This window comes from Amycolatopsis sp. NPDC052450, assembly GCF_044547565.1.
Classification (GTDB): domain Bacteria; phylum Actinomycetota; class Actinomycetes; order Mycobacteriales; family Pseudonocardiaceae; genus Amycolatopsis.
In genome coordinates this window covers 96282-115048 of the sequence record NZ_JBIUAQ010000013.1, presented here as the reverse complement: position 1 = coordinate 115048, position 18767 = coordinate 96282, and the positions used below count along the sequence as shown (strand labels likewise).

Sequence of the window (18767 nt, the reverse complement as noted above, 5' to 3'; positions counted from 1 at the left end):
GTAGTCAAGAGCCGTTCTAAGCTCGCGGGATGGCACAAGCGGGGCGGCGGCCGGGGCAGACCGAGACGCGGGAGGAGATCCTCGACGCGGCACGGCGCAGGTTCGCCGAACTGGGCTACGACGGGGCGACCGTCCGCGGCATCGCGGCCGACGCCGGGGTGAACGCGGCGCTGCTGCACCACTTCTTCGGCACCAAGCAACGGCTCTTCGCCGCGTCGATGAACCTGCCGGTCGACCCCGGCGAACTGGTCCCCCGGATCCTCGAAGGCCCCGAGGACGAGATCGGCGAGCGTCTCGTCCGCGCGTTCCTCGGCCTCTGGCAGGCGCCGGAGGGCCGCGCGCCGTTCCTGGCGATGATCCGGTCCGCGACCACCAACGACCAGGTCGCGACCATGATGAGGCAGTTCCTGGAACGCGCGGTGCTGGCGCGGGTCGCCGAGGCGCGCGGGGTGCCGAAGGTCCGGGTGGCCGGGGTCGCCGCGCAGATGATCGGGTTCGCGCTGCTGCGCCACGTCATCGGGCTCCCGCCGCTGGCCGCCGCCTCCGACGACGAGGTCGTCGCGATGCTGGCGCCGGTCGCGCAGTACTACCTGACCCCAAGCGCCGAGAAAGTCCGGCCCCCGATGCATCAGCCAGGTGGGCTCGCGCGTCACTAGAGGGAGACCATCGGCTGAGGGGGACACGTGCCTGCGACCTTCGACGAGTTCGTCGCGGATCGCCTGGACGGGCTCCTGCGCTACGCGACCGTCCTGACCGACGATCCGTACCTGGCGCAGGACATCGTCCAGGAGGTACTGCTGCGCGCTCAGCAACGCTGGCCGAAGATCGACTCGCCGCCGACGTACGTCCGCCGGATGGTGACCAACGAATACCTCTCGTGGCGGAGGCGGCCGGCGGTCCGCCGGGTGGTGCCGTCGTCACCCGAGGTCCTCGACCTCGTCAGCCCGCCGGTCTCCGATCACGCCGTCGAGTACGACGAACGCGACGCGATGCTGGACAGGCTCGCGAAGCTCCCGCGCAAACAACGCGCCGCGATCGTGCTCCGCTACTACGAGAACTACTCCGACGAGGAGATCGGCGCGGTACTCCGCTGCGCGACGTCGACCGTGCGCAGCCAGATTTCGCGCGCGCTCGCGACGCTGCGGGAAACCGGGCCGTCCTCGTCCGTTCAGCCCACGGGAGCCCGCAAATGACCCGACTGAGTGAAGAACGCACCGAGGATCTGCTCCGGGAGAGCCTCGAACACCTGGCGACGCGGGCGCCCGACGGGGCCGAGATCCGCGAGGTGCTGGCCCAACGGTCGCGAAGCAGGCCGAAGATGGCCTTGGCGCTGGTCGCGGCGGCGGTCGCGATCATCGCGCTCGGCGTGCCGCTCGGCCTGCGGGCCTTCACCGCGGTTCCCCCGGCCGCGCAGCGCAACGCCGATTGGGCGGTGCTGCCGTACAAGCCCGGCTGGCTGCCCGACGGTTTCACGGAGATGAGCCGCTCCGCGAAGCCCTATCCCGCACCGCAGACGCGGGAGTGGGGTGGCGGCGAATCCGGCCGGATCCAGCTGACGAGCACGCCGTTGAGCGAGCGGTCCGGTCCGTGGACGATCGCGCCCGCGCCGGATCAGATCATCGTGCGCGGCAGGGTCGGCATGGCCGTGGCGGTCCCCGGCCAGGGGATGGTGCTGACCTGGTCCCCCGACGACGTCTACGTGCTGACCTTGAAGCTCGCCGACGTCAAGGACCCGCGCGCGGTCGGTGAGCGGATCGCCGAGGAGATGGTCCGGGACGATCGCGCCCGGGTCTCGGGTGAGCTGCGGTTCGGGCGGCTGCCCGCCGGTCTCGAACTGTCCGGGGTGAAGACGTTCATGAAGATCAGCGGGGGCGCGACCGAACTGGAGGCCACCCTGGCGGGGCAGCCCACCGCGGCGGCGGTGGTCACGGCGACGCTCAGCGGCGAACGGCCGGAAGCGGACGGCGCGGAACCGGTTCCCGTCACGGTGAGGGGCCGCGACGGCAGCTACCTGCCCGACCGGGAGGGGGCACTCGGCCATCAGAACGCGACGGTCGCCGTCCAGCTCGAAGGCGGGCGGTGGCTCACCGTGTCGGGCAAGCGAGACAAGGCCGCCCTGCTCGACGTCGCCGACAGCGTGCAGATCGTCCCCGGCGACTACGGCTGGTTCGGGAAACCGCCGGAATAGTGACGGGCGGGCGGAGGTTGTCGACGGCATGACGGACACCTACCGCTCAATCGCGTTCACCGAATACGGCGACTCCGGGGTCCTGCGTGTCCTCGAGCGGGAGCTTCCCGAACCCGGCCCCGGCCAGGTCAGGGTCGCCGTCCGGGCCGCAGGGGTGAACCCGATCGACTGGAAGATCCGCTCCGGGCTGCTGGCCGAGGTGTACCCGGCGGAGTTCCCCGCCGTTCCCGGTGGGGACGTCGCCGGCGTGATCGACGCCGTCGGTGAAGGCGTGTCCGGCTTCGCGGCCGGTGACGAGGTCCTCGGCAGGGGTATCGGCGGGTACGCGGAGTACGTCCTCGCGGATCCGGCGGGCCTGACCCGCAAGCCGGAAGCGCTGTCCTGGGAACTCGCCGCGGCGTTGCCCGTGGTCGTCGGTACCGCTTATCGCGCCCTCAACCTGCTGGATCTCCATGAGGGCGAGACGCTGCTCATCGACGGCGCGGCGGGCGGCGTCGGCACCATCGCCGTCCAGCTCGCGGTCGCGCGCGGGCTCACTGTCGTGGGCACCGCGAGCGAAGCGAACCACGACTACCTGCGTTCACTGGGCGCCGTCCCCGTGCAGTACGGCGAAGGGCTCGCAGAACGCGTACGCGACGTCGCGCCGCAGGGCATCGACGCGTCCTTCGACACCTCCGGACGCGGCTCGCTCGCCACCCTCGTCGAACTGACCGGCGGCCCGAAGCGCGTCGTCACCATCGCCGCGCCGGACGCGGCCGATCACGGCGTCCGCTTCACCTCCGGTTCCCCGGCCGAGCAGGTCCCCGGCGCACTGGACGAAGGGGCCGCACTCGCCGCCGAAGGCAAGCTCGACCTGCCGATCGCCAGGGTCTACCCGCTCGCCGAAGCGGCCGCGGCCCAGGACGAGAGCGAAGCGGGGCACGTCCGGGGCAAGCTCGTCCTGGTGCCGTGAGCCTTCCCGCGGCGGCGAGCTGGCTGCACCGGGAGTCGAGGACCGGCTTCGAGGTCTCGTTCTTCCAGGAACACGAAGGCGGCTGGAAGATCAGCGGGGCGACGACGGCGGTCGAGGACGGGGAATCCTGGATCGTCGAGTACTCGATCATCGTCGACGCCGCCTGGCATACGAGGCGGGCGGAGATCTCCGGCCGGTCGGCGACCGGCATCCGGCGCACGGTGCTGGAAACCGGCGGTGACGGGCGATGGCGGGTGGACGGCGTCCCGGACCCACGCCTCGACGGCTGTCTCGACGTGGACCTCGAGTCCTCGTCGATGACGAACACGCTGCCGGTGCACCGGCTCGGCCTCGCACTGGACGCCGCCGCCGAGGCGCCCGCCGTGTACGTCCGGGCGGGCGACCTCGCCGTGGAACGGCTCGAACAGCGCTACGAGCGGATCGCCGACCGCGAATTCGCCTATACGGCACCGGTTTTCGACTTCTCCTGCGTACTGCGCTACGACGAACACCTGCTCGTCGTCGACTACCCGGGCATCGCCGTCAGGCAGTCCTGAAACACGCGCCCCTTGACTCACGCTTCTCAACGGGCGCAGAATTAAACGCATGGCTAATTCAGCGATCTCCGTGACGGGACTGAGGGTCGTCCGCGGCGGCCGCGAAGTCGTCAAGGACATCGCGTTCCAGACGCCGCGTGGCCGTATCACCGGTCTGCTCGGGCCGAGCGGCTGCGGCAAGACGACGCTGATGCGGTCGATCGTCGGCGTGCAGATCGTCGACGGCGGCGAGATCACCGTGCTCGGCCATCCCGCGGGCAGCCCGCCGCTGCGGCGGCTCATCGGCTACGCCACCCAGAACCCGGCAATCTACGCCGACCTCACCATCGCGGAAGCGTTGCGCTACTTCGCATCCGTCCTTCGCGCGCCGTTGTCCGATGTGGACAGGGTGATCGCCGAAGTCGGACTGGCCGACCACGCGGGCAAGCTGGTCGGCTCACTGTCGGGCGGGCAGCACAACCGTGCCAACCTCGCCGTCGCACTGCTCGGGAAACCCGAACTGCTCGTCCTCGACGAACCCACCGTCGGCCTCGATCCCGTGCTCCGCGACGAACTCTGGGTGCTCTTCCGTCGTCTCGCCGACGGCGGGGCGACACTGCTCGTGTCCAGCCACGTCATGGACGAGGCGGCGCGATGCGACCGCCTGCTGCTCATGCGCGAGGGCCGGGTCCTCGCCGACGACACCCCTGCCGGGCTGCGCGAACGCACCGGGACGACCGATCTGGAGCAGGCGTTCCTGCGGCTCGTCCGGGAGACGGAGATGACCTCGTGAACCCCTCGCTGACGCTCGCCACGGCCCGCCGCATCCTCCTGCAGTTACGGCACGATCCGCGCACCGTCGCGATGCTGATCGTCGTCCCGTCGCTGCTGATGGTGCTGCTTCGGTTCGTCTTCAACTCCGAAGCGGTGTTCAGCCGCGTCGCCCCGGCACTGCTCGGCGTCTTCCCGTTCTTGATCATGTTCCTGATCACCTCGATCACCACGCTGCGCGAGCGCACCACGGCCACCCTGGAACGGCTGATGACCCTGCCGATCGGCAGGCTGGACCTGCTTTTCGGCTACGCCATCGCGTTCGGTTCGATCGCGATCGTCCAAGTCGGCCTCGCGGCCGGGATCTCGCTCGCCTGGCTGGGCCTCGACATCGCGGGGTCGATCGGGATGCTGCTGCTCATCGCCGTCCTCGACGCGCTCCTCGGGATGGCGCTCGGCCTGTTCGTGAGCGCGTTCGCGCGGACGGAATTCCAGGCGGTGCAGTTCATGCCGCTGTTCGTGCTGCCGCAGATCCTGCTGTGCGGACTGTTCGTGCCGCGCGGCCAGATGGGCTGGCTGCTGAACCGGCTCTCGGACGTCATGCCGCTTTCGTACGCCGTCGAGGCGCTGACGCGGGTCACCACCTCGGGCACCGTGGACGCGACGCTGATCCGGAACCTGATCATCGTCGGGGCGTGCGCCCTGGCCGCGCTGGTCCTCGGCGCGGCGACCTTGCGGCGCCGGACGCCCTAGCCCTGAAACAACCTAGACTCTTCACATGGGATCGGAGTTCGAGCGGATCGCCGCCGAGAAGTACGTCGTCCTGACCACCTTCCGCAAGAACGGCACCCCGGTGCCGACCCCGGTCTGGGCGGCGGGCGACGGCGGCGAACTGGTGCTCTGGTCCGAGCGCAAGGCGGGCAAGGTCAAGCGCATCCGCAACAGTGGCCGGGTCGAGGTCCAGGCCTGCGACTTCCGCGGCAACAACACCCACGGCGACGTCATCCCGGGCGAGGCGCGGCTGCTGGACCTCGACGAAACCGAACGCGTGCGCAAGGTGATCGCGCGCAAGTACGGGCTCACCGGGCGGGTGACGATGTTCTTCAGCAGGCTGCGGGGGCCGAAGGACCGGACCGTGGGAATCGCGATCAAGCTGACGGGCTAGCTCATGAGTGGCCAGGACGGTCAGAACCGTCACCAGTGTTTTTATTGAGGGAAAGTCAAACGTGTTGTGGCGCGGGGCCGGTGTCGCTTCCGCGTACGCGTTCTTCTGGTAGTGAGGGCCTCCTTGCATACTCTGACGGTAGTGAAGGAGGCTTTCGCTACCGTCAGATGTGATCGTTGGTGACAGTGGGACGGCTGTGACCTCGCCGGCCGGCCTTGAAGGCTTGACTGACTCCAGTCAGGCGCTCACGTGAGTTTTCGCGGTCGTGGGGATGTCGTGAAGGGTCCCTTTGAGACGTTCATCGTCTCAAAGGGACCCTTCATGACACTCGGACGACGGCGTCACGAGGCTTGGGCCTGCAACGCCCGCAATCCCGCCGCCATCGCCGCCGAGTCGTGGTCCGGGCCGCACCCCTCCACCAGGATCAGGTCGCCGGGGATGTGGTCCGCGCGCAGGTGCAGGATCTCCCGGTACGCGGGCGAGTCGTACCACTCGCGAGCGGCGTCGAGGCTCGGGAACTCGATCATCACCAGCGACCCGGGCCACTCCCCCTCGACGACCCGCACCTCGGCTCCGTGCACGAGGAACCGGCCGCCGAAAGGATCGAGCGTGGCCTGGATCCGTTCCAGGTACTCGAAGACCTCTTCGGCGAGTACGGCGGCGGGACGCAGGTGGGCGAGTCCGTAGGCGGTCATGATTCCCTCCAGGTTTGGTGTCCTGGAAGGAATCCTGACCGAACGGGCGGGTGGCGTCGATTACCCGGGAGGTAAAGCTCAGAACTCCGCGACGGCGGCGAGCGCCTCGGGCAGTGTGAACGCGCCGGCGTAGAGCGCCTTGCCGACGATGGAGCCCTCGACACCGTCGCGGGCCAGCGCGGCCAGCGCGCGGAGATCGTCCACACTGGACACGCCACCGGAGGCGATGACCGGCGCGTCGGTGCGGGCGGCGACCTCGCGGAGCAGGTCGATGTTCGGGCCCTGGAGGGTGCCGTCCTTGCTCACGTCGGTGACGACGTAGCGCTGCGCGCCGTCGCGGTCGAGCCGGTCGAGGACCTCCCAGAGGTCGCCGCCGTCCTGCGTCCAGCCGCGGGCGGACAGCCGGTGCCCGGCCTCGGTGATCCGCACGTCCAGCCCGATGGCGACGCGGTCGCCGTAGGAGGAGACGACCTTCGCGGTCCACTCCGGGTCCTCGAGCGCCGCGGTGCCGAGGTTGACCCGGCGGGCGCCGGTGGCCAGCGCGGCCTCCAGCGAGGCGTCGTCGCGGATGCCCCCGGACAGCTCCACCTGGACGTCCAGTTTCGCCACGACGTCGGCGAGCAGTTCACGGTTGGAGCCCTTGCCGAAGGCGGCGTCGAGGTCCACCAGATGGATCCACTCCGCACCGTCACGCTGCCAGGCGAGCGCCGCCTCCAGCGGGCTGCCATAGGAGGTTTCGGTGCCGGCCTCGCCCTGGACGAGTCGCACGGCCTGGCCATCGGCCACATCAACGGCGGGAAGGAGCGTGAAAGTCACGCGCCCACTCTAAGCGAGGGTGTTCAGCCAGTTGCGCAGCAGGTGCGCCCCGGCGTCACCGGACTTCTCCGGGTGGAACTGCGTCGCCCACAGCGGCCCGTTCTCGACGGCGGCGACGAAGTCCTGACCGTGGTTCGCCCAGGTCACCTTGGGTTGCTGCCCGGCGAGGCCGGAGTCCAGTTCCCAGGTCCGCGCCGCGTAGGAGTGCACGAAGTAGAAGCGCGTGTCCGCGTCGAGACCGGCGAACAGCCGCGAGTCCGCCGGGGCGCGGACGGTGTTCCAGCCCATGTGCGGCAGGACGTCGGCCTCCAGTTTGTCGACCGTGCCCGGCCACTCGCCGGCACCTTCGGCCGCCACGCCGTGTTCGACCCCGCGTTCGAACAGGATCTGCATGCCGACGCAGATGCCCAGCACCGGACGGCCGCCGGAGAGGCGCTTGCCGATGATCTTCTCCCCCGACACCGAGCGAAGCCCGTCCATGCAGGCGGAGAAGGCGCCGACACCGGGAACGACCAGGCCGTCGGCCTCGAGCGCGGCATGGGGGTCGGCGGTGACCTCGACGTCCGCGCCGGCGCGCTGGACAGCGCGTTCGGCGGACCGGAGGTTGCCGGACCCGTAGTCCAGGATCACCACGCGAGGATTAGCCACCCGTCCAGGTTAGCGGACCGGATTTTCCGCGGATTCCCCGTTTCGACCTTCACTCTTCTGGGTACTAGCGACTCCGAGTGAAGGGTCGGCGCTGGACCGCCCTGCACGGATGGAGGAACGATGCAGGACGCCGACGACCTGACCTGCCTGCTTCGCGCTTGGCGCGAAGACATCGAGAGTGTGCCTTTCCCTACCTTCGCGGAGCTGCTGATCCCGGCGCAGAAGCGGCGCTCCGCCCCCGCTCGCACGGCCACCGCATCGGTTCAGGTGACGAAGACCACCGGATGGCGCGATCGTTGACACTCGACTCCGGTCAGGTGTGTGGTTTTCTTCTTGGGAAGATGCCCCACCGAGCCGACCAGGAGTGACCGCATGAGCAGCAGCCCGGATCCGCGCGACTTCCTCGATCTCGACGCCGAGCTCTCCGCCGAGGACCGGGCCATGCGTGACGCCGTGCGCGCCTACGCGCAGGACCAGCTCCTGCCGAACGTCGCCGAGTGGTACGAGACGGGTGCCCTGCCCGCCGCCGACCTCGCCAAGGGATTCGGGCAGCTCGGGCTGCTCGGCATGCATCTGGAGGGTTACGGCTGCGCCGGGACCAGCGCCGTCGCCTACGGCATCGCCTGCCGCGAACTGGAGGCCGTCGACTCCGGGCTGCGCAGCTTCGTGTCGGTGCAGGGTTCGCTGGCGATGTACGCGATCCACAAATGGGGCACCGAGGAGCACAAGCGGGAGTGGCTGCCGCGGATGGCCGCGGGTGAGGCGCTCGGCTGCTTCGGCCTGACCGAGCCGGACGCCGGCAGCGACCCCGGCAGCATGCGGACACGCGCCGTGCGCGACGGCTCGGACTGGGTGCTGAGCGGCACGAAGATGTGGATCACGAACGGAACCGTGGCCGACGTCGCGGTCGTCTGGGCGCAGACCGACGAAGGCGTGCGCGGTTTCGTCGTCCCCACGGGCACCCCGGGCTTCACCGCGAACGAGGTCAAGCACAAGCTGTCGTTGCGGGCCTCGCTGACCGCGGAACTCGTGCTCGACGGCGTCCGCCTGCCGGAGTCGGCCGCGTTCCCCGAGGTCCGGGGGCTGCGCGGTCCGCTGTCCTGTCTGAACGAAGCGCGCTACGGGATCCTGTTCGGTGTCGTCGGCGCCGCTCGTTCCTGCTACGAATCCGCGCTGGAGTACACGCTGAGCCGGGAGCAGTTCGGCAAGCCGCTGGCCGGGTTCCAGCTCACCCAGCGCAAGCTCGCCGACCTCGTCGTCGAGGTCAACCGCGCCGGGCTGGTCGCGCTGCGGATCGGGCGGCTCAAGGACGCCGGCACGCTGCATCACAACCACGTCAGCTTCGGCAAGCTCGCCAACGTCCGCTCCGCGCTGGAGGTCGCCAGGACCGCGCGCGCCATGCTCGGCGCCAACGGGATCTCGCTGGAGTACCCGGTGATGCGGCATATGTCGAACCTCGAAACCGTGCTGACCTACGAGGGCACCGAAGAGATGCACGCGCTCTCGCTCGGCCAGTCGGTCACCGGGCTCGCCGCCTTCCGCTGACCTCCGCGCCTGTTCAGAGGAGTTCCGCGAGTCCGGCCGGGTACAGGATCGCCTTGCCGCTCGCCACGTCGGCCATCGGCAGCCAGTGCACGCGCGCGCCGTCGTCGAGCACCACGCCGACTTCGTCGCGCTCGTAGAACGCCTTGTCCGTCAGGTCGGCGGTGAACAGGAACACGATCTCGTGTCCTGGCCTGCCTTCGTAGACGTGCACGTTCTCCAGTACGGCGATCTGCTCGACCGAGGTCAGCTCCGCCGCGAGTTCCTCCTGGAATTCGCGGTGCAGCGCCTCGGCGGCGGTCTCCCCGAACTCGATCCCGCCGCCGAGCGGGCGGTGGTAGGTCTCGCCTTTGGCGTGGTCGCGGCCTTCGAACACGAGAAGGTCTTCGCCGCGGCGGATCACCCCGAGCGCCAGCGCGCGGATCTTCGTCATCCCGCTGACGCTAGCGGAGGAATTCCTTGACGGACAAGGTGATCGAGCCGGCGTCGAGGCCGTGCGCGAGGTCGTGATCGGCCATTTCGCCGTAGATCCGTACCTCCGCGTCGCGCCGGACGCCGAGTGAGAGCAGCCGATGCGGCGTTTCGGGCAAAGCCTCCGACACCGCGTGCGCCGATGTCCCCGCGAGGTACGGCTCGATCAGCACGATGTCGGTGCTCCCCGTGGCCTCGACGGCCGAGCGCAGCCCGGCGGCGTCGAACGGCCGGACGGTCGAGGTGTAGAGCACGGTCAGGTCGAGATCGGCGGTCGCTTCCAGTGCCCTGTCGAGCATCGGCCCGACTGCCACCACTACACCCCGGCTGCCTTCCCGCAGCGTTCGCATGCCCGCGCCCAGATGCGGTTTCTCGTTCTCCTGCGCGGAAAGCCGGAGGTACACCCGCCCGTTGCCGGGGATGGACTCGAGCAGCAGCCGCCGGGCTTCCTCGGGATGCCCCGGCACGTGCACGGTCCAGCCCGGCAGCGTGTCGATGAGGGCGACGTCGCCGGGCGCCTGATGTGTCCGCCCGGCGGTCGGCATGTCGTAGGACGCGCCCGAGGACACCAGCACGGCGCCGACGTCCTGATGCCCGAGGTCGAGTTTGACCTGTTCGAACGCCCGCTCGACGAGGAAGGACGAGAAGGTGTGGACGATCGGGCGCATCCCGGCCAGTGCCAGCCCGCCCGCGGTGCTCATCATCAGCTGTTCGCGGATGCCGACGTTGAGCACCCGGTCGGGATGTTTCCGGGCGGCGAAGGCGAGTTGCGCCGCCGAGATGTCGGCGAGCACGACGGCGACGTTCGGATCGGCGTCGAGGACCTCGGCGGTGGCGCGGAGGAACGTTTCGCGCATGTTCACGGGTTCAGGCCTTTCGCTCGACGGTCGCGACCACGGCGAGCGGCCGGTCCGGATGGGGTGTGGTGAAGGCTTCGTAGAGCGCTTCGTGATCACGGCCGTCGACGGTGCGGGTGGTCCAGCCCTCGACCTCGAACCGGCGCGCGAGCCCGCCGGGCCAGCCGTGCGTGGCCGAGGAGTTGTCGATGACGACGGCGGTCAGCTGCGGCATGCCGATGCGGCCCGCGATCGCGATGGCCTCGGCGTTGGAGCCCTCGTCGAGTTCCGCGTCGCCGACGAGGGTGACGACCTTGGCGTCACGGAATCCCTTGGCGCGCAGGCCGAACACGGTACCGATGGCCAGCGGGAGCCCGTGCCCGAGCGAACCGCTGGAGATCTCGGCGCCGGGAAGCCGCGCCCGATCGGGATGGTGACCGAGCCGGGACTCGGCCGAAGTCCAGTCGGCGAGTTCTTCCTCCCGGATGAAGCCCTTCTTCGTCAACACCGCGTAGTAGGCCATCGGGCCGTGCCCCTTCGACAGCAGGAAGCGGTCCCGGCCCGGATCGCGGAGGTTCTCCGGGGTGATGTCGAGCACACGGTCGTAGAGCACCCACAAGACGTCCACAGTGGACTCCGCGGCGGCCTGGTGCTTCTCGTCCCCGGTCATCAACGAGATCAGCCTCGGCAGATCCTCGTAGCCGGTCTTGATGTCTGTGGTCATGAACCGAGGTTGCAACCTCGACTTAGGTCGAAGTCAAGGCTAGCCTGGCGACGTGACGAGACTGGCTGAACACCTGAGCATCGGGCAGGTCGCCGACCGCAGCGGCGTGCCCCATACGGCTTTGCGTTTCTACGAGGACAAAGGGCTGATCAGCTCGGAGCGTTCGGCGGGCAACCAACGGCGGTATCCGCGTTCGGTGCTGCGCCGGATCGCCTTCATCCGTGCCGCGCAGCGGGTCGGCCTCAGCCTGGACGACATCAGCGCGGCACTGGAGACCCTACCCAGGGACCACGCCCCCACCAAAGCCGACTGGGCCCGCCTCTCGCGGGGCTGGCAGGACGAACTCGACGCGCGGATCGACGCGTTGCAGCGCCTGCGCGACAGGCTGACCGGGTGCGTCGGCTGCGGGTGCCTTTCCCTGCGCAGCTGCGGGCTCTACAACGCCGACGACCAGATGTCCCGATTCGGCCCCGGCGCGGGGAAACTGCGCCCGGCCTCCGAAGGCGGCATCTGAATTCCGTTGCCACGCGGGGGCCGGATGTGCGTCACTGGGACGCGAAATGGACAAGAAACACCTCATCCGAGCCTCGAAACGGCTCTCACGGCATCTTCGGCACGCTCCCGGCGACATCGGGATCACCCTGACCCCCGACGGCTGGGTCGAAGTCGACACGCTCCTGGCCGCCTTGCGGCGCAACGGCTTGGACCTCACCCGCGCCGAACTCGACGAAGTGGTCGAGGGCAACGACAAACGACGCTTCGCCTTCGATGACGACGGGCTGCGGATCCGCGCGAGCCAGGGACACAGCGTCGCCGTCGACCTCGCGCTGCCCGCCGCCATCCCGCCGGACGTGCTCTATCACGGCACCGTGGCCCGCTTCCTCGACGCGATCATGTACGAGGGACTCCGGCCGATGAAACGGCACGCCGTGCACCTCTCGGCGACCGTGGACACCGCGCGGACCGTCGGGGCGCGCCGCGGTGCCCCGGTGCTGCTCGCCGTGGACGCCCGGCGAATGTCCGCGGCCGGACACGAATTCCAGGTGAGCGCGAACGGCGTCTGGCTCACCGCCGCCGTTCCGCCGGAGTTCCTGCGCAGGCTCGCCTAGGCCGTGTCCTGTGAGTCTGTTCGATGGGCTTCGTGATCCAGGTGGTTCCTGACGGTGCGGGCGGATCGGCCTCGTACCGGGTCGTACTCGGCCGCATCCGCCCGTGCCGTCAGGGACCGCCTGGGCGCGAAGACCACGAACATGACTTACCGGGCACGGCCTAGACCAAGCCGTTGTTCCGCAGAAGCGACAACGTGGCCACGGTGAACAACCCGTTCCACTCCAGCGCGGCGGCGGGCGAATAGCTCGTGTAGTCGACCCGCCAGCCGCCGTCGTCGTGCTGCCCGTCTGCCACCCGCCGCAGTTCCGCCTCGACGACCTCCGGCCGGAAGAGCTTCCGCGCCGGGCCGCCGGGTTCCGGCGCGAAGTCGAGCGGGCGCATGGCCTCGCCCTCGATCCCGCCGCCGACGGCGAGCACGCCGTCGTCCGGGACGAACCGGCCGAGTTTCCCGACCAGTCGCGTGTCGCCGAGCGCGTCCACCAGCTTCATCGCGAAGGCGAGCACGAGCGCGTGCGGCGCCTCGTCGAGCTTCTCGATCTCGTCGACGCAGTAGCGCGTGGCCTTCGCGAGCCAGGGATGCGCGGCGACCGCGGGATCGTGCGCCGCGACGCGATGCGCGGTGACCGCGACGATCGCGGTGATCTGCAGCGACGAGACCGACGGATCCGCGTTCGCCCAGAACGGCGCGCTGCCGAAGGGATCCGGCATCGGCGACGCGAACGGGATCCCGCCGTCGGGCAGGGAGATCGAGGCGAGCCAGTCGCAGAGTTCGGCCGCGCGCGGGCTGGTCGCCGGGCCGATGTCGGCGAAGACCTCGAAAGCGTGCAGCGCGCCACCGGGCTGGCTGGTCGCCGAGCGGCAGTCGGGTTCGAGCCCGTGGCCGTAGCCGCCGTCGGGATTGCGGTACCCCTCCAGCGCGGCGAGCGCCGCCGCCGGGTCGCCATCGCGGAAGAGGACCTCGAAACGCCGCCTGTCCAGCAGCCGGGCCTGGGTGGCCATGAACGTGGCCGCCGTCTTCAGATCGATGTTCATGCCGTCAGCATCGCGCGGATCGCGGCGGCCGGCTTGAACACATCGGTCACGAGCGGCGGCGCGGGCGGTTGTAGAGCTTGCGGCCGACGCTGAGGAGCGTTTCGCGCAGCGTCTCGTCGTCGAGCGAGGCGACCTCGGGCGAGCCGCCGGCGAGGGCGATACCGGCGAGGAGCACCTGCGCCGTGACCATCCCCAGCACGTCCGGCTCCGGGCCCGCCAGGATTTCCAGCAGCCGGTTCTTGAAGCTTTCCGAGCGGTGGACGGACTTTTCGACCGCCCGCGCGATACCGGGGTCGCTGGAGAACAGGGCGACCAGCGCCCGGTGGCGCACCACGAGGTCGACGAAGCCGTCCAGCAGATGGTCGATCTGCGCGCCCCGGGTGCGCTGGGCGCGGGCGTCGTCGACGATGCCCTCCAGCTCGCTCAGCACGGGTTCGGCGACGGATTCGGTGATCTCCGCCTTCGTCTTGAAGTGGTAGTAGACCGCCGCCTTGGTGACCCCCAGCGCGTCGGCGATCATCTGCAGCGAGGTGCCTTCCACGCCGTGTTCGGTGAACAACCCCAACGCCGTGCGCAGTAGCCGCGTGCGGGTGTCCTCCGCCTGGACGACGTCCATGTTCCCTCCTCGTTCAGCCGTCGGAGGTTACGTCAAGCGAGCCCCCCGAGCCAAACGAGTACTAGCCGTGCGGCTAGTCACACACTTGCCGATCGGCTTGTAGCGCCCTAGCCGATCGGCTAGCTTGGAATGAACCTGAACGAGTGAACGGGAGACTTTCGTGGCCAGCTTCCTGTACCGACTGGGCCGGTTCTCGTTCCGGCGCCGGGCACTGGTGACGGCGGTGTGGGCCGTCCTCCTGGTGGCCCTCGGCGCGGGAGCGCTGACGCTGTCCGGCCAGCTTTCGAACTCGGTGACCATCCCCGGCACCGAATCGCAGAAGGCGATCGACCAGCTCGCCGACCGATTCCCGGAAGCCGCCGCCGGCGGCGCGACCGCGCGTGTCGTCATCTCGACACCCGGTGACATCACCGACGCCGGCGGACAGGCGGCCATCGCGCGTCTCGTCACCGGACTCAAGGACGCGCCGAAGGTCGCCGGCGTGGTCGACCCGCTGCAGGCGCAGGCGATCTCGCCCGACAAGCACGTGGCACTGGCCCAGGTCAGCTACCGCGTGCCGGGCTTCGAGCTCACCGACGCCGACCGCGACGGCCTGATGGCCGCGGCGGATTCCGCCAAGGCCGCCGGGTACACGGTGGAATTCGGCGGTGACGCCGTCCAGGCGATGCCCGCCACGAACGCCACCGAAGGCCTCGGTGTCGCGGTCGCCGCCGTCGTCCTGATCATCACCTTCGGTTCGCTGCTCGCGGCCGGGATCCCGCTGCTGACCGCGCTCATCGGCGTCGGCATCGGCATGGCGGGCATCACGACGGCGTCCGGTTTCCTCGAACTGAACACGAACACGCCGGTGCTCGCGCTGATGATCGGCCTCGCCGTCGGCATCGACTACGCGCTCTTCATCGTCTCCCGCTATCGACACGAACTGACGATCGGCCGAGATCCGGAGGAAGCCGCCGGACGAGCCACCGGTACGGCGGGCTCCGCCGTGGTGTTCGCCGGGCTGACCGTGATCATCGCGCTGGCCGGCCTGACCGTCGTCGGCATCCCGTTCCTCGGCGAGATGGGCGTCGCCGCGGCGATCACCGTCGCCATCGCGGTCGTCATCGCGCTGACCCTGCTGCCCGCCATCCTCGGGTTCGCGGGCGGCAAACTGGCGGGCGGCAAGATCCGCTTGCGCCGCAAGGAAAACGCGACGACGCACGGCGAGCGCTGGGCACGTTTCGTGGCCCGCCACCGGATCCCGGTGCTGATCGCCGCGATCGCCGGGCTCGCGATCGTCGCCGTCCCGGCCGCGAGCATGCAGCTCGGCCTGCCGAACGACAGCACCGCCGCGCCGGACACCACCCAGCGCAAGGCCTACGACACCGTCGCCCGCAGCTTCGGCGAAGGCGCGAACGGGCCGCTCGTGATCGTCGTCGACCTCGCGGGCAGCTCTGACCGCCAGGCCGCGCTACAGCAGGCGGCCGCGGACATCGGCGGCCTCCCCGAACGCCCGATCGTCACGCCGCCGAAGGTCAACCGGGACGGTGACCTGGCGCTGCTGACCGTCATCCCGAAGAGCGGCCCGAGCAGCACCGCGACCGAAGACCTCGTCAGCGACATCCGCGGCCTGAACACGAAACTGGGCACGGCCACCGGCGCGTCGCTGGCGGTGACCGGCCAGACCGCGGCCAACATCGACGTCTCGGAGAAACTCGCCGACGCGATGCTGCCCTATCTCGCGCTGATCGTCGGGCTCGCGTTCCTGTTGCTGATGCTGGTGTTCCGGTCGATCGTGGTCCCGCTGAAGGCGACGCTCGGCTTCCTCGGCTCCGTGGTCGCGACGTTCGGCGCCGTGGTGGCGGTGTTCCAGTGGGGCTGGCTCACCGACCTGCTCGGGGTGAAGACGACCGGGCCGATCATGAGCATGCTGCCGATCCTGCTGATCGGTGTGCTGTTCGGGCTCGCGATGGACTACCAGGTGTTCCTGGTGACGCGGATGCGGGAGGAATACGTCCACGGCGCCGACCCGCAGCAGGCGATGGTCACCGGCTTCCGGCACGGCTCCCGCGTCGTGGTCGCCGCCGCGCTGATCATGATCAGCGTGTTCGCCGGATTCGTCCTCGCGGAGTCTTCGCTGATCCAGTCGATCGGGTTCGCGCTGGCCTTCGGCGTGCTCGTCGACGCGTTCGTGGTCCGGATGACCATCGTGCCGGCCCTGATGTCCCTGCTCGGACGCGGTGCCTGGTGGCTGCCGAAGTGGCTGGACCGGGTGCTGCCGGACGTCGACGTCGAAGGCGAGAAGCTCGCGAAGCAGCTGGACGCGCCTGACGAGCGGGAGCTGGTCGACGCCTCGAAGTAGGCGCCGTTGAAGGTTGCGAAAGCCACTTTCGCAACCTTCAACGTTGCGAAAGTGGCTTTCGCAACACGCCACCTTTGCCTTACCCCTCAACAAGACCTGGTCTCGAAACTCGGCGTGTCGCTAGGTGAACCAACGGCCCGCCCCTGGCTCCGTACCGCCCGCCTGTGGGCCCGGTCCGACGGACCGGAGGTCTGTCAGAGAGACTGGGGGCCAGTGCCCGCCCTCTCGACCTGGAGCCTTTTATGCCACAAGGGACCGTCCGCTGGTTCGACGCCGAACGGGGTTTCGGCTTCCTCGCGCCCGAGGACGGCTCGCCGGACGTGTTCGTGCACGCCTCCGAGATCGTCGGGGACGGCGGCGCGAAACTGCTCCGTGAGGGTCAGGCCGTCGTGTTCGAGGTCGGCGAGAACGACCGCGGGCCCCAGGCGCTGCGCGTTCGCGTCACCGCCGATGCGGCCACCGGCAGCGCCGTGGGCCTGCTCGGCACCGTCAACTGGTACGAGCCGGGCAAGGGGTACGGCTTCGCGTCGCCGGACGGCGGCGGCGCCGACATCTTCGTGCACAGCTCCGCCATCGTGACCGGCGGCGTGGTCACCGAGGGGCAGCGGGTGGCCTTCCTGATCGTCGAAGGCGAGCGCGGCCCGCAGGCCGAGCACGTGATCCCGCTGGGAGCAGGGGCCGGCTCACCCGCTGCGGCTGGTATCGCGGACGGTGCCGACGGCACGGTGGCCTGGTACGACGAGGACAAGGGCTTCGGCTTCATCAACCCCGACTCCGGCGCCGGGGACGTCTTCGTTCACGCCCGCGCCCTGGCCGAGGGGCTGACGTGGCTCGCGGAGGGCGACCGCGTCGCCTACGAGGTGGCTAGTGGAGACAAGGGCCCGCAGGCCCGCGACGTGCACCTGGTCCGGGGCACCGAGCCCCAGACGGCGCCGCAGCGGTCGGCACCTGCCGCGGCCGCGGGGCCGGCGGCGCAGGACGTGCCCGTACGAGGCGGCGAGGGCGTCGTCGCGCGCTACGACGACGACCGCGGCTTCGGCTTCATCACCCCGGACGCAGGCGGCGACGATCTCTTCGCCCACGTGTCCGTGATCGTGGGGTCGGAGCCGCTGCAGAAGGGTGACCGGGTCCGGTACACGGTGCGTCACAGCGACCGGGGCCCGCAGGCCGACCGCATCGAACGCCTCTGAAGAGGCGGCCCCGCCGATGGCTGGTAACCGCCGCCACGCGGTGTGCCCGGACCCGCATCCGAGCTGCTCGGGTAGGTCTCGCCAGCGGCAGCCGGTGTCGAGCACGAACAAGATCCCCTCCAGCGCGGCACGGTCATCGATCCGGGGCCGCCCACCCGGACCGCGCGGCGCCGGTCGGGACGGGATCAGGGGTTCGATCAGCTCCCAGAGCCGGTCTTCGACCCGCCGCCGCTGCGTCGTCTTCGCCACGACTGCCCACGATCGACGACCGGGACCGGCAGGCTACGCAGTGACACACCCTTAAGGTTTGAGACCACGTACTCAGGCGAGCGCGGCGCGAGCCTCTCCCAGTGCGAAGCCGAGCAGGTTCAGGCCGCGCCAGCGTTCCGCGTTCTCGACCTGCGGGTGGTCGGTGGCGAGCCCGATCCCCCAGATGGCGTCGAGCGGGCTGGCCTCGACCAGCACACGATTCTTGGTTCCGAGCAGGAAGTCGCGCAGTTCCGGGTGCTGCCCGAACTTCGCGATCGTTCCGTCGAGGACGATGCCGTAGCGCTCGTCTTCCCAGCGGCCCTGCTCGAATCCCCGCACTTCGCGGCCCAGCGCCTTGGCCTCACGCGGGTGCCGGGCGCCGAGGATTCGCGCCGCACTCTCGGCGTCGTCGAACAGAACCGCTTTGCGCCACATCATGTAGTGCTCGGCCGTCGAGAAGGTTTCGCCGTCGGCGGCGAACCGGGCTGGCCACCACTGGCTGAAGCATTCCGGCCCGACCGTGCCGTCACGCCGGGGCTGATGGCCCCAGAAGAACAGGAACTTGACGCGGCTCCCCGATCGCTGGAGCCGGACGACCTCGGCGACCGAGCGCGGGTTTCCGGACATGCCGGACAGCATGCTCGCCGTCGTCGCGGCGCGCAGCCGAATTACCGCGGCAGCGCTCAGGCGAGCCAGGCGATGGCGCCACCGATGGCCAGCAGCGCGCCGATTCCCAGCACGACGGCCATGAACTTGACGCTCTTCCAGGTCGCGTAGACGCCGCCGATCAGGAAGCCGCCGAGCGCGAACAGCAGCACAGCGATGGTCGTGTTACTCACGACCGCCACCCTGCCACACGTCCGCCGCCGCGACCGCGCCGGGCCG

The 18767-nt window shown here is 69.8% G+C and carries 24 protein-coding genes and 1 pseudogene; 14 read left to right on the top strand and 11 right to left on the bottom strand.

What is annotated here, in order from left to right; translation table 11 throughout:
• The first annotated feature begins 29 nt into the window (after window positions 1-29).
• The 8 genes from ACIHAO_RS22630 to ACIHAO_RS22595 are packed head-to-tail and all read left to right on the top strand — an operon-like array spanning window position 30 to window position 5612.
• Window positions 30-656: a TetR family transcriptional regulator gene (locus tag ACIHAO_RS22630; protein WP_396560740.1), complete on the top strand. Its 627-nt coding sequence runs from the start codon at window positions 30-32 to the stop codon at window positions 654-656.
• Between the two features lie 27 nt (window positions 657-683).
• Window positions 684-1193: a SigE family RNA polymerase sigma factor gene (locus tag ACIHAO_RS22625; RefSeq protein WP_396560738.1), complete on the top strand. Its 510-nt coding sequence runs from the start codon at window positions 684-686 to the stop codon at window positions 1191-1193.
• Complete coding sequence (locus tag ACIHAO_RS22620; RefSeq protein ID WP_396560736.1) at window positions 1190-2188, top strand: hypothetical protein; 999 nt, start codon at window positions 1190-1192, stop codon at window positions 2186-2188. The genes ACIHAO_RS22625 and ACIHAO_RS22620 overlap by 4 nt, the downstream gene beginning before the upstream one ends.
• A 28-nt stretch (window positions 2189-2216) precedes the next feature.
• Window positions 2217-3140, top strand: a complete 924-nt coding sequence (locus tag ACIHAO_RS22615) for an NADP-dependent oxidoreductase (RefSeq protein WP_396560734.1) — start codon at window positions 2217-2219, stop codon at window positions 3138-3140.
• Window positions 3137-3697, top strand: coding sequence for a putative glycolipid-binding domain-containing protein (locus ACIHAO_RS22610; RefSeq protein ID WP_396560732.1), 561 nt, complete (start codon window positions 3137-3139; stop codon window positions 3695-3697). Before ACIHAO_RS22615 ends, ACIHAO_RS22610 begins: the two co-directional genes overlap by 4 nt.
• 49 nt (window positions 3698-3746) lie before the next feature.
• Entirely contained in the window at window positions 3747-4469 is a 723-nt protein-coding gene (locus ACIHAO_RS22605; protein WP_396560730.1) for an ABC transporter ATP-binding protein, read from the top strand.
• Window positions 4466-5200 carry an ABC transporter permease gene (locus ACIHAO_RS22600; RefSeq protein WP_396560728.1) on the top strand — a complete coding sequence of 245 codons (735 nt, stop codon included), beginning with the start codon at window positions 4466-4468 and terminating at the stop codon, window positions 5198-5200. Before ACIHAO_RS22605 ends, ACIHAO_RS22600 begins: the two co-directional genes overlap by 4 nt.
• 25 nt (window positions 5201-5225) lie before the next feature.
• Window positions 5226-5612 (top strand): PPOX class F420-dependent oxidoreductase, encoded by a 387-nt coding sequence (locus ACIHAO_RS22595; RefSeq protein WP_396560726.1) that lies wholly within the window; start codon window positions 5226-5228, stop codon window positions 5610-5612.
• Window positions 5613-5953: 341 nt separating this feature from the next.
• On the opposite strand, the gene ACIHAO_RS22590 is transcribed toward ACIHAO_RS22595, so the two are convergent.
• The 3 genes from ACIHAO_RS22590 to hisH all read right to left on the bottom strand — a co-directional run bounded on the left by ACIHAO_RS22590 (window position 5954) and on the right by hisH (window position 7756).
• Window positions 5954-6307: a DUF1330 domain-containing protein gene (locus ACIHAO_RS22590; RefSeq protein ID WP_396560724.1), complete on the bottom strand. Its 354-nt coding sequence runs from the start codon at window positions 6305-6307 to the stop codon at window positions 5954-5956.
• A gap of 78 nt (window positions 6308-6385) precedes the next feature.
• Entirely contained in the window at window positions 6386-7123 is a 738-nt protein-coding gene (gene priA, locus ACIHAO_RS22585; protein ID WP_007029948.1) for a bifunctional 1-(5-phosphoribosyl)-5-((5-phosphoribosylamino)methylideneamino)imidazole-4-carboxamide isomerase/phosphoribosylanthranilate isomerase PriA, read from the bottom strand.
• Between the two features lie 9 nt (window positions 7124-7132).
• Window positions 7133-7756: an imidazole glycerol phosphate synthase subunit HisH gene (hisH, locus tag ACIHAO_RS22580; protein ID WP_396560929.1), complete on the bottom strand. Its 624-nt coding sequence runs from the start codon at window positions 7754-7756 to the stop codon at window positions 7133-7135.
• A 135-nt stretch (window positions 7757-7891) separates the two neighbouring features.
• Here hisH and ACIHAO_RS22575 point away from each other — a divergent pair, with 135 nt between their 5' ends.
• Together ACIHAO_RS22575 and ACIHAO_RS22570 are read left to right on the top strand one after the other, a co-directional pair.
• A complete protein-coding gene (locus ACIHAO_RS22575) occupies window positions 7892-8071 on the top strand; it encodes a hypothetical protein (RefSeq protein ID WP_396560723.1) in 180 nt (59 codons plus the stop codon).
• A 72-nt stretch (window positions 8072-8143) separates the two neighbouring features.
• Window positions 8144-9316: an acyl-CoA dehydrogenase family protein gene (locus ACIHAO_RS22570; RefSeq protein ID WP_396560722.1), complete on the top strand. Its 1173-nt coding sequence runs from the start codon at window positions 8144-8146 to the stop codon at window positions 9314-9316.
• 13 nt (window positions 9317-9329) lie between these two features.
• Here ACIHAO_RS22570 and ACIHAO_RS22565 read toward each other — a convergent pair whose 3' ends face one another.
• The 3 genes from ACIHAO_RS22565 to ACIHAO_RS22555 are packed head-to-tail and all read right to left on the bottom strand — an operon-like array spanning window position 9330 to window position 11344.
• On the bottom strand, window positions 9330-9746 hold the full coding sequence (locus ACIHAO_RS22565) for an NUDIX hydrolase (protein WP_125789648.1): 417 nt from the start codon (window positions 9744-9746) through the stop codon (window positions 9330-9332).
• A 10-nt stretch (window positions 9747-9756) separates the two neighbouring features.
• Window positions 9757-10647, bottom strand: a complete 891-nt coding sequence (locus tag ACIHAO_RS22560) for a transketolase family protein (protein WP_396560720.1) — start codon at window positions 10645-10647, stop codon at window positions 9757-9759.
• Between the two features lie 4 nt (window positions 10648-10651).
• The gene (locus ACIHAO_RS22555; RefSeq protein WP_396560718.1) at window positions 10652-11344 is read right to left on the bottom strand and encodes a transketolase; all 693 of its coding nucleotides are present in this window, start codon (window positions 11342-11344) and stop codon (window positions 10652-10654) included.
• A gap of 52 nt (window positions 11345-11396) precedes the next feature.
• On the opposite strand from ACIHAO_RS22555, the gene soxR reads away from it, so the two are divergent.
• Entirely contained in the window at window positions 11397-11858 is a 462-nt protein-coding gene (soxR, locus tag ACIHAO_RS22550) for a redox-sensitive transcriptional activator SoxR (protein WP_125789651.1), read from the top strand.
• A gap of 46 nt (window positions 11859-11904) precedes the next feature.
• Window positions 11905-12453, top strand: a complete 549-nt coding sequence (locus tag ACIHAO_RS22545; protein ID WP_396560716.1) for an RNA 2'-phosphotransferase — start codon at window positions 11905-11907, stop codon at window positions 12451-12453.
• Between the two features lie 160 nt (window positions 12454-12613).
• Here ACIHAO_RS22545 and ACIHAO_RS22540 read toward each other — a convergent pair whose 3' ends face one another.
• Both ACIHAO_RS22540 and ACIHAO_RS22535 read right to left on the bottom strand, forming a co-directional pair.
• A complete protein-coding gene (locus tag ACIHAO_RS22540) occupies window positions 12614-13486 on the bottom strand; it encodes a hypothetical protein (RefSeq protein WP_396560714.1) in 873 nt (290 codons plus the stop codon).
• A 46-nt stretch (window positions 13487-13532) separates the two neighbouring features.
• Window positions 13533-14102 carry a TetR/AcrR family transcriptional regulator gene (locus ACIHAO_RS22535; protein WP_396560712.1) on the bottom strand — a complete coding sequence of 190 codons (570 nt, stop codon included), beginning with the start codon at window positions 14100-14102 and terminating at the stop codon, window positions 13533-13535.
• 160 nt (window positions 14103-14262) lie between these two features.
• Here ACIHAO_RS22535 and ACIHAO_RS22530 point away from each other — a divergent pair, with 160 nt between their 5' ends.
• Together ACIHAO_RS22530 and ACIHAO_RS22525 are read left to right on the top strand one after the other, a co-directional pair.
• Window positions 14263-16443 carry an MMPL family transporter gene (locus ACIHAO_RS22530; protein ID WP_396560710.1) on the top strand — a complete coding sequence of 727 codons (2181 nt, stop codon included), beginning with the start codon at window positions 14263-14265 and terminating at the stop codon, window positions 16441-16443.
• Window positions 16444-16685: 242 nt separating this feature from the next.
• Window positions 16686-17633 (top strand): cold-shock protein, encoded by a 948-nt coding sequence (locus ACIHAO_RS22525; RefSeq protein WP_396560708.1) that lies wholly within the window; start codon window positions 16686-16688, stop codon window positions 17631-17633.
• Window positions 17634-17657: 24 nt separating this feature from the next.
• On the opposite strand, the pseudogene ACIHAO_RS22520 reads toward ACIHAO_RS22525, so the two are convergent.
• From ACIHAO_RS22520 to ACIHAO_RS22510, 3 genes and pseudogenes are all read right to left on the bottom strand, one after another.
• A pseudogene (locus tag ACIHAO_RS22520) lies at window positions 17658-17882 on the bottom strand (transposase); the annotation flags it as partial.
• Window positions 17883-17954: 72 nt separating this feature from the next.
• Window positions 17955-18509 carry an NADAR family protein gene (locus ACIHAO_RS22515; protein ID WP_396560706.1) on the bottom strand — a complete coding sequence of 185 codons (555 nt, stop codon included), beginning with the start codon at window positions 18507-18509 and terminating at the stop codon, window positions 17955-17957.
• A 56-nt stretch (window positions 18510-18565) separates the two neighbouring features.
• Window positions 18566-18721, bottom strand: a complete 156-nt coding sequence (locus ACIHAO_RS22510) for a hypothetical protein (protein ID WP_016335988.1) — start codon at window positions 18719-18721, stop codon at window positions 18566-18568.
• Between the last annotated feature and the right edge of the window lie 46 nt (window positions 18722-18767).

Coding starts and splice junctions, on each gene's coding strand:
- ACIHAO_RS22630 (WP_396560740.1), top strand. CDS start 30: ATGGCACAAGCGGGGCGGCGGCCGGGGCAGACCGAGACGCGGGAGGAG.
- ACIHAO_RS22620 (WP_396560736.1), top strand. CDS start 1,190: ATGACCCGACTGAGTGAAGAACGCACCGAGGATCTGCTCCGGGAGAGC.
- ACIHAO_RS22615 (WP_396560734.1), top strand. CDS start 2,217: ATGACGGACACCTACCGCTCAATCGCGTTCACCGAATACGGCGACTCC.
- ACIHAO_RS22605 (WP_396560730.1), top strand. CDS start 3,747: ATGGCTAATTCAGCGATCTCCGTGACGGGACTGAGGGTCGTCCGCGGC.
- ACIHAO_RS22595 (WP_396560726.1), top strand. CDS start 5,226: ATGGGATCGGAGTTCGAGCGGATCGCCGCCGAGAAGTACGTCGTCCTG.
- ACIHAO_RS22590 (WP_396560724.1), bottom strand. CDS start 6,307: ATGACCGCCTACGGACTCGCCCACCTGCGTCCCGCCGCCGTACTCGCC.
- ACIHAO_RS22575 (WP_396560723.1), top strand. CDS start 7,892: ATGCAGGACGCCGACGACCTGACCTGCCTGCTTCGCGCTTGGCGCGAA.
- ACIHAO_RS22570 (WP_396560722.1), top strand. CDS start 8,144: ATGAGCAGCAGCCCGGATCCGCGCGACTTCCTCGATCTCGACGCCGAG.
- ACIHAO_RS22565 (WP_125789648.1), bottom strand. CDS start 9,746: ATGACGAAGATCCGCGCGCTGGCGCTCGGGGTGATCCGCCGCGGCGAA.
- ACIHAO_RS22555 (WP_396560718.1), bottom strand. CDS start 11,344: ATGACCACAGACATCAAGACCGGCTACGAGGATCTGCCGAGGCTGATC.
- ACIHAO_RS22545 (WP_396560716.1), top strand. CDS start 11,905: ATGGACAAGAAACACCTCATCCGAGCCTCGAAACGGCTCTCACGGCAT.
- ACIHAO_RS22540 (WP_396560714.1), bottom strand. CDS start 13,486: ATGAACATCGATCTGAAGACGGCGGCCACGTTCATGGCCACCCAGGCC.
- ACIHAO_RS22535 (WP_396560712.1), bottom strand. CDS start 14,102: ATGGACGTCGTCCAGGCGGAGGACACCCGCACGCGGCTACTGCGCACG.
- ACIHAO_RS22525 (WP_396560708.1), top strand. CDS start 16,686: ATGCCACAAGGGACCGTCCGCTGGTTCGACGCCGAACGGGGTTTCGGC.
- ACIHAO_RS22515 (WP_396560706.1), bottom strand. CDS start 18,509: ATGTCCGGAAACCCGCGCTCGGTCGCCGAGGTCGTCCGGCTCCAGCGA.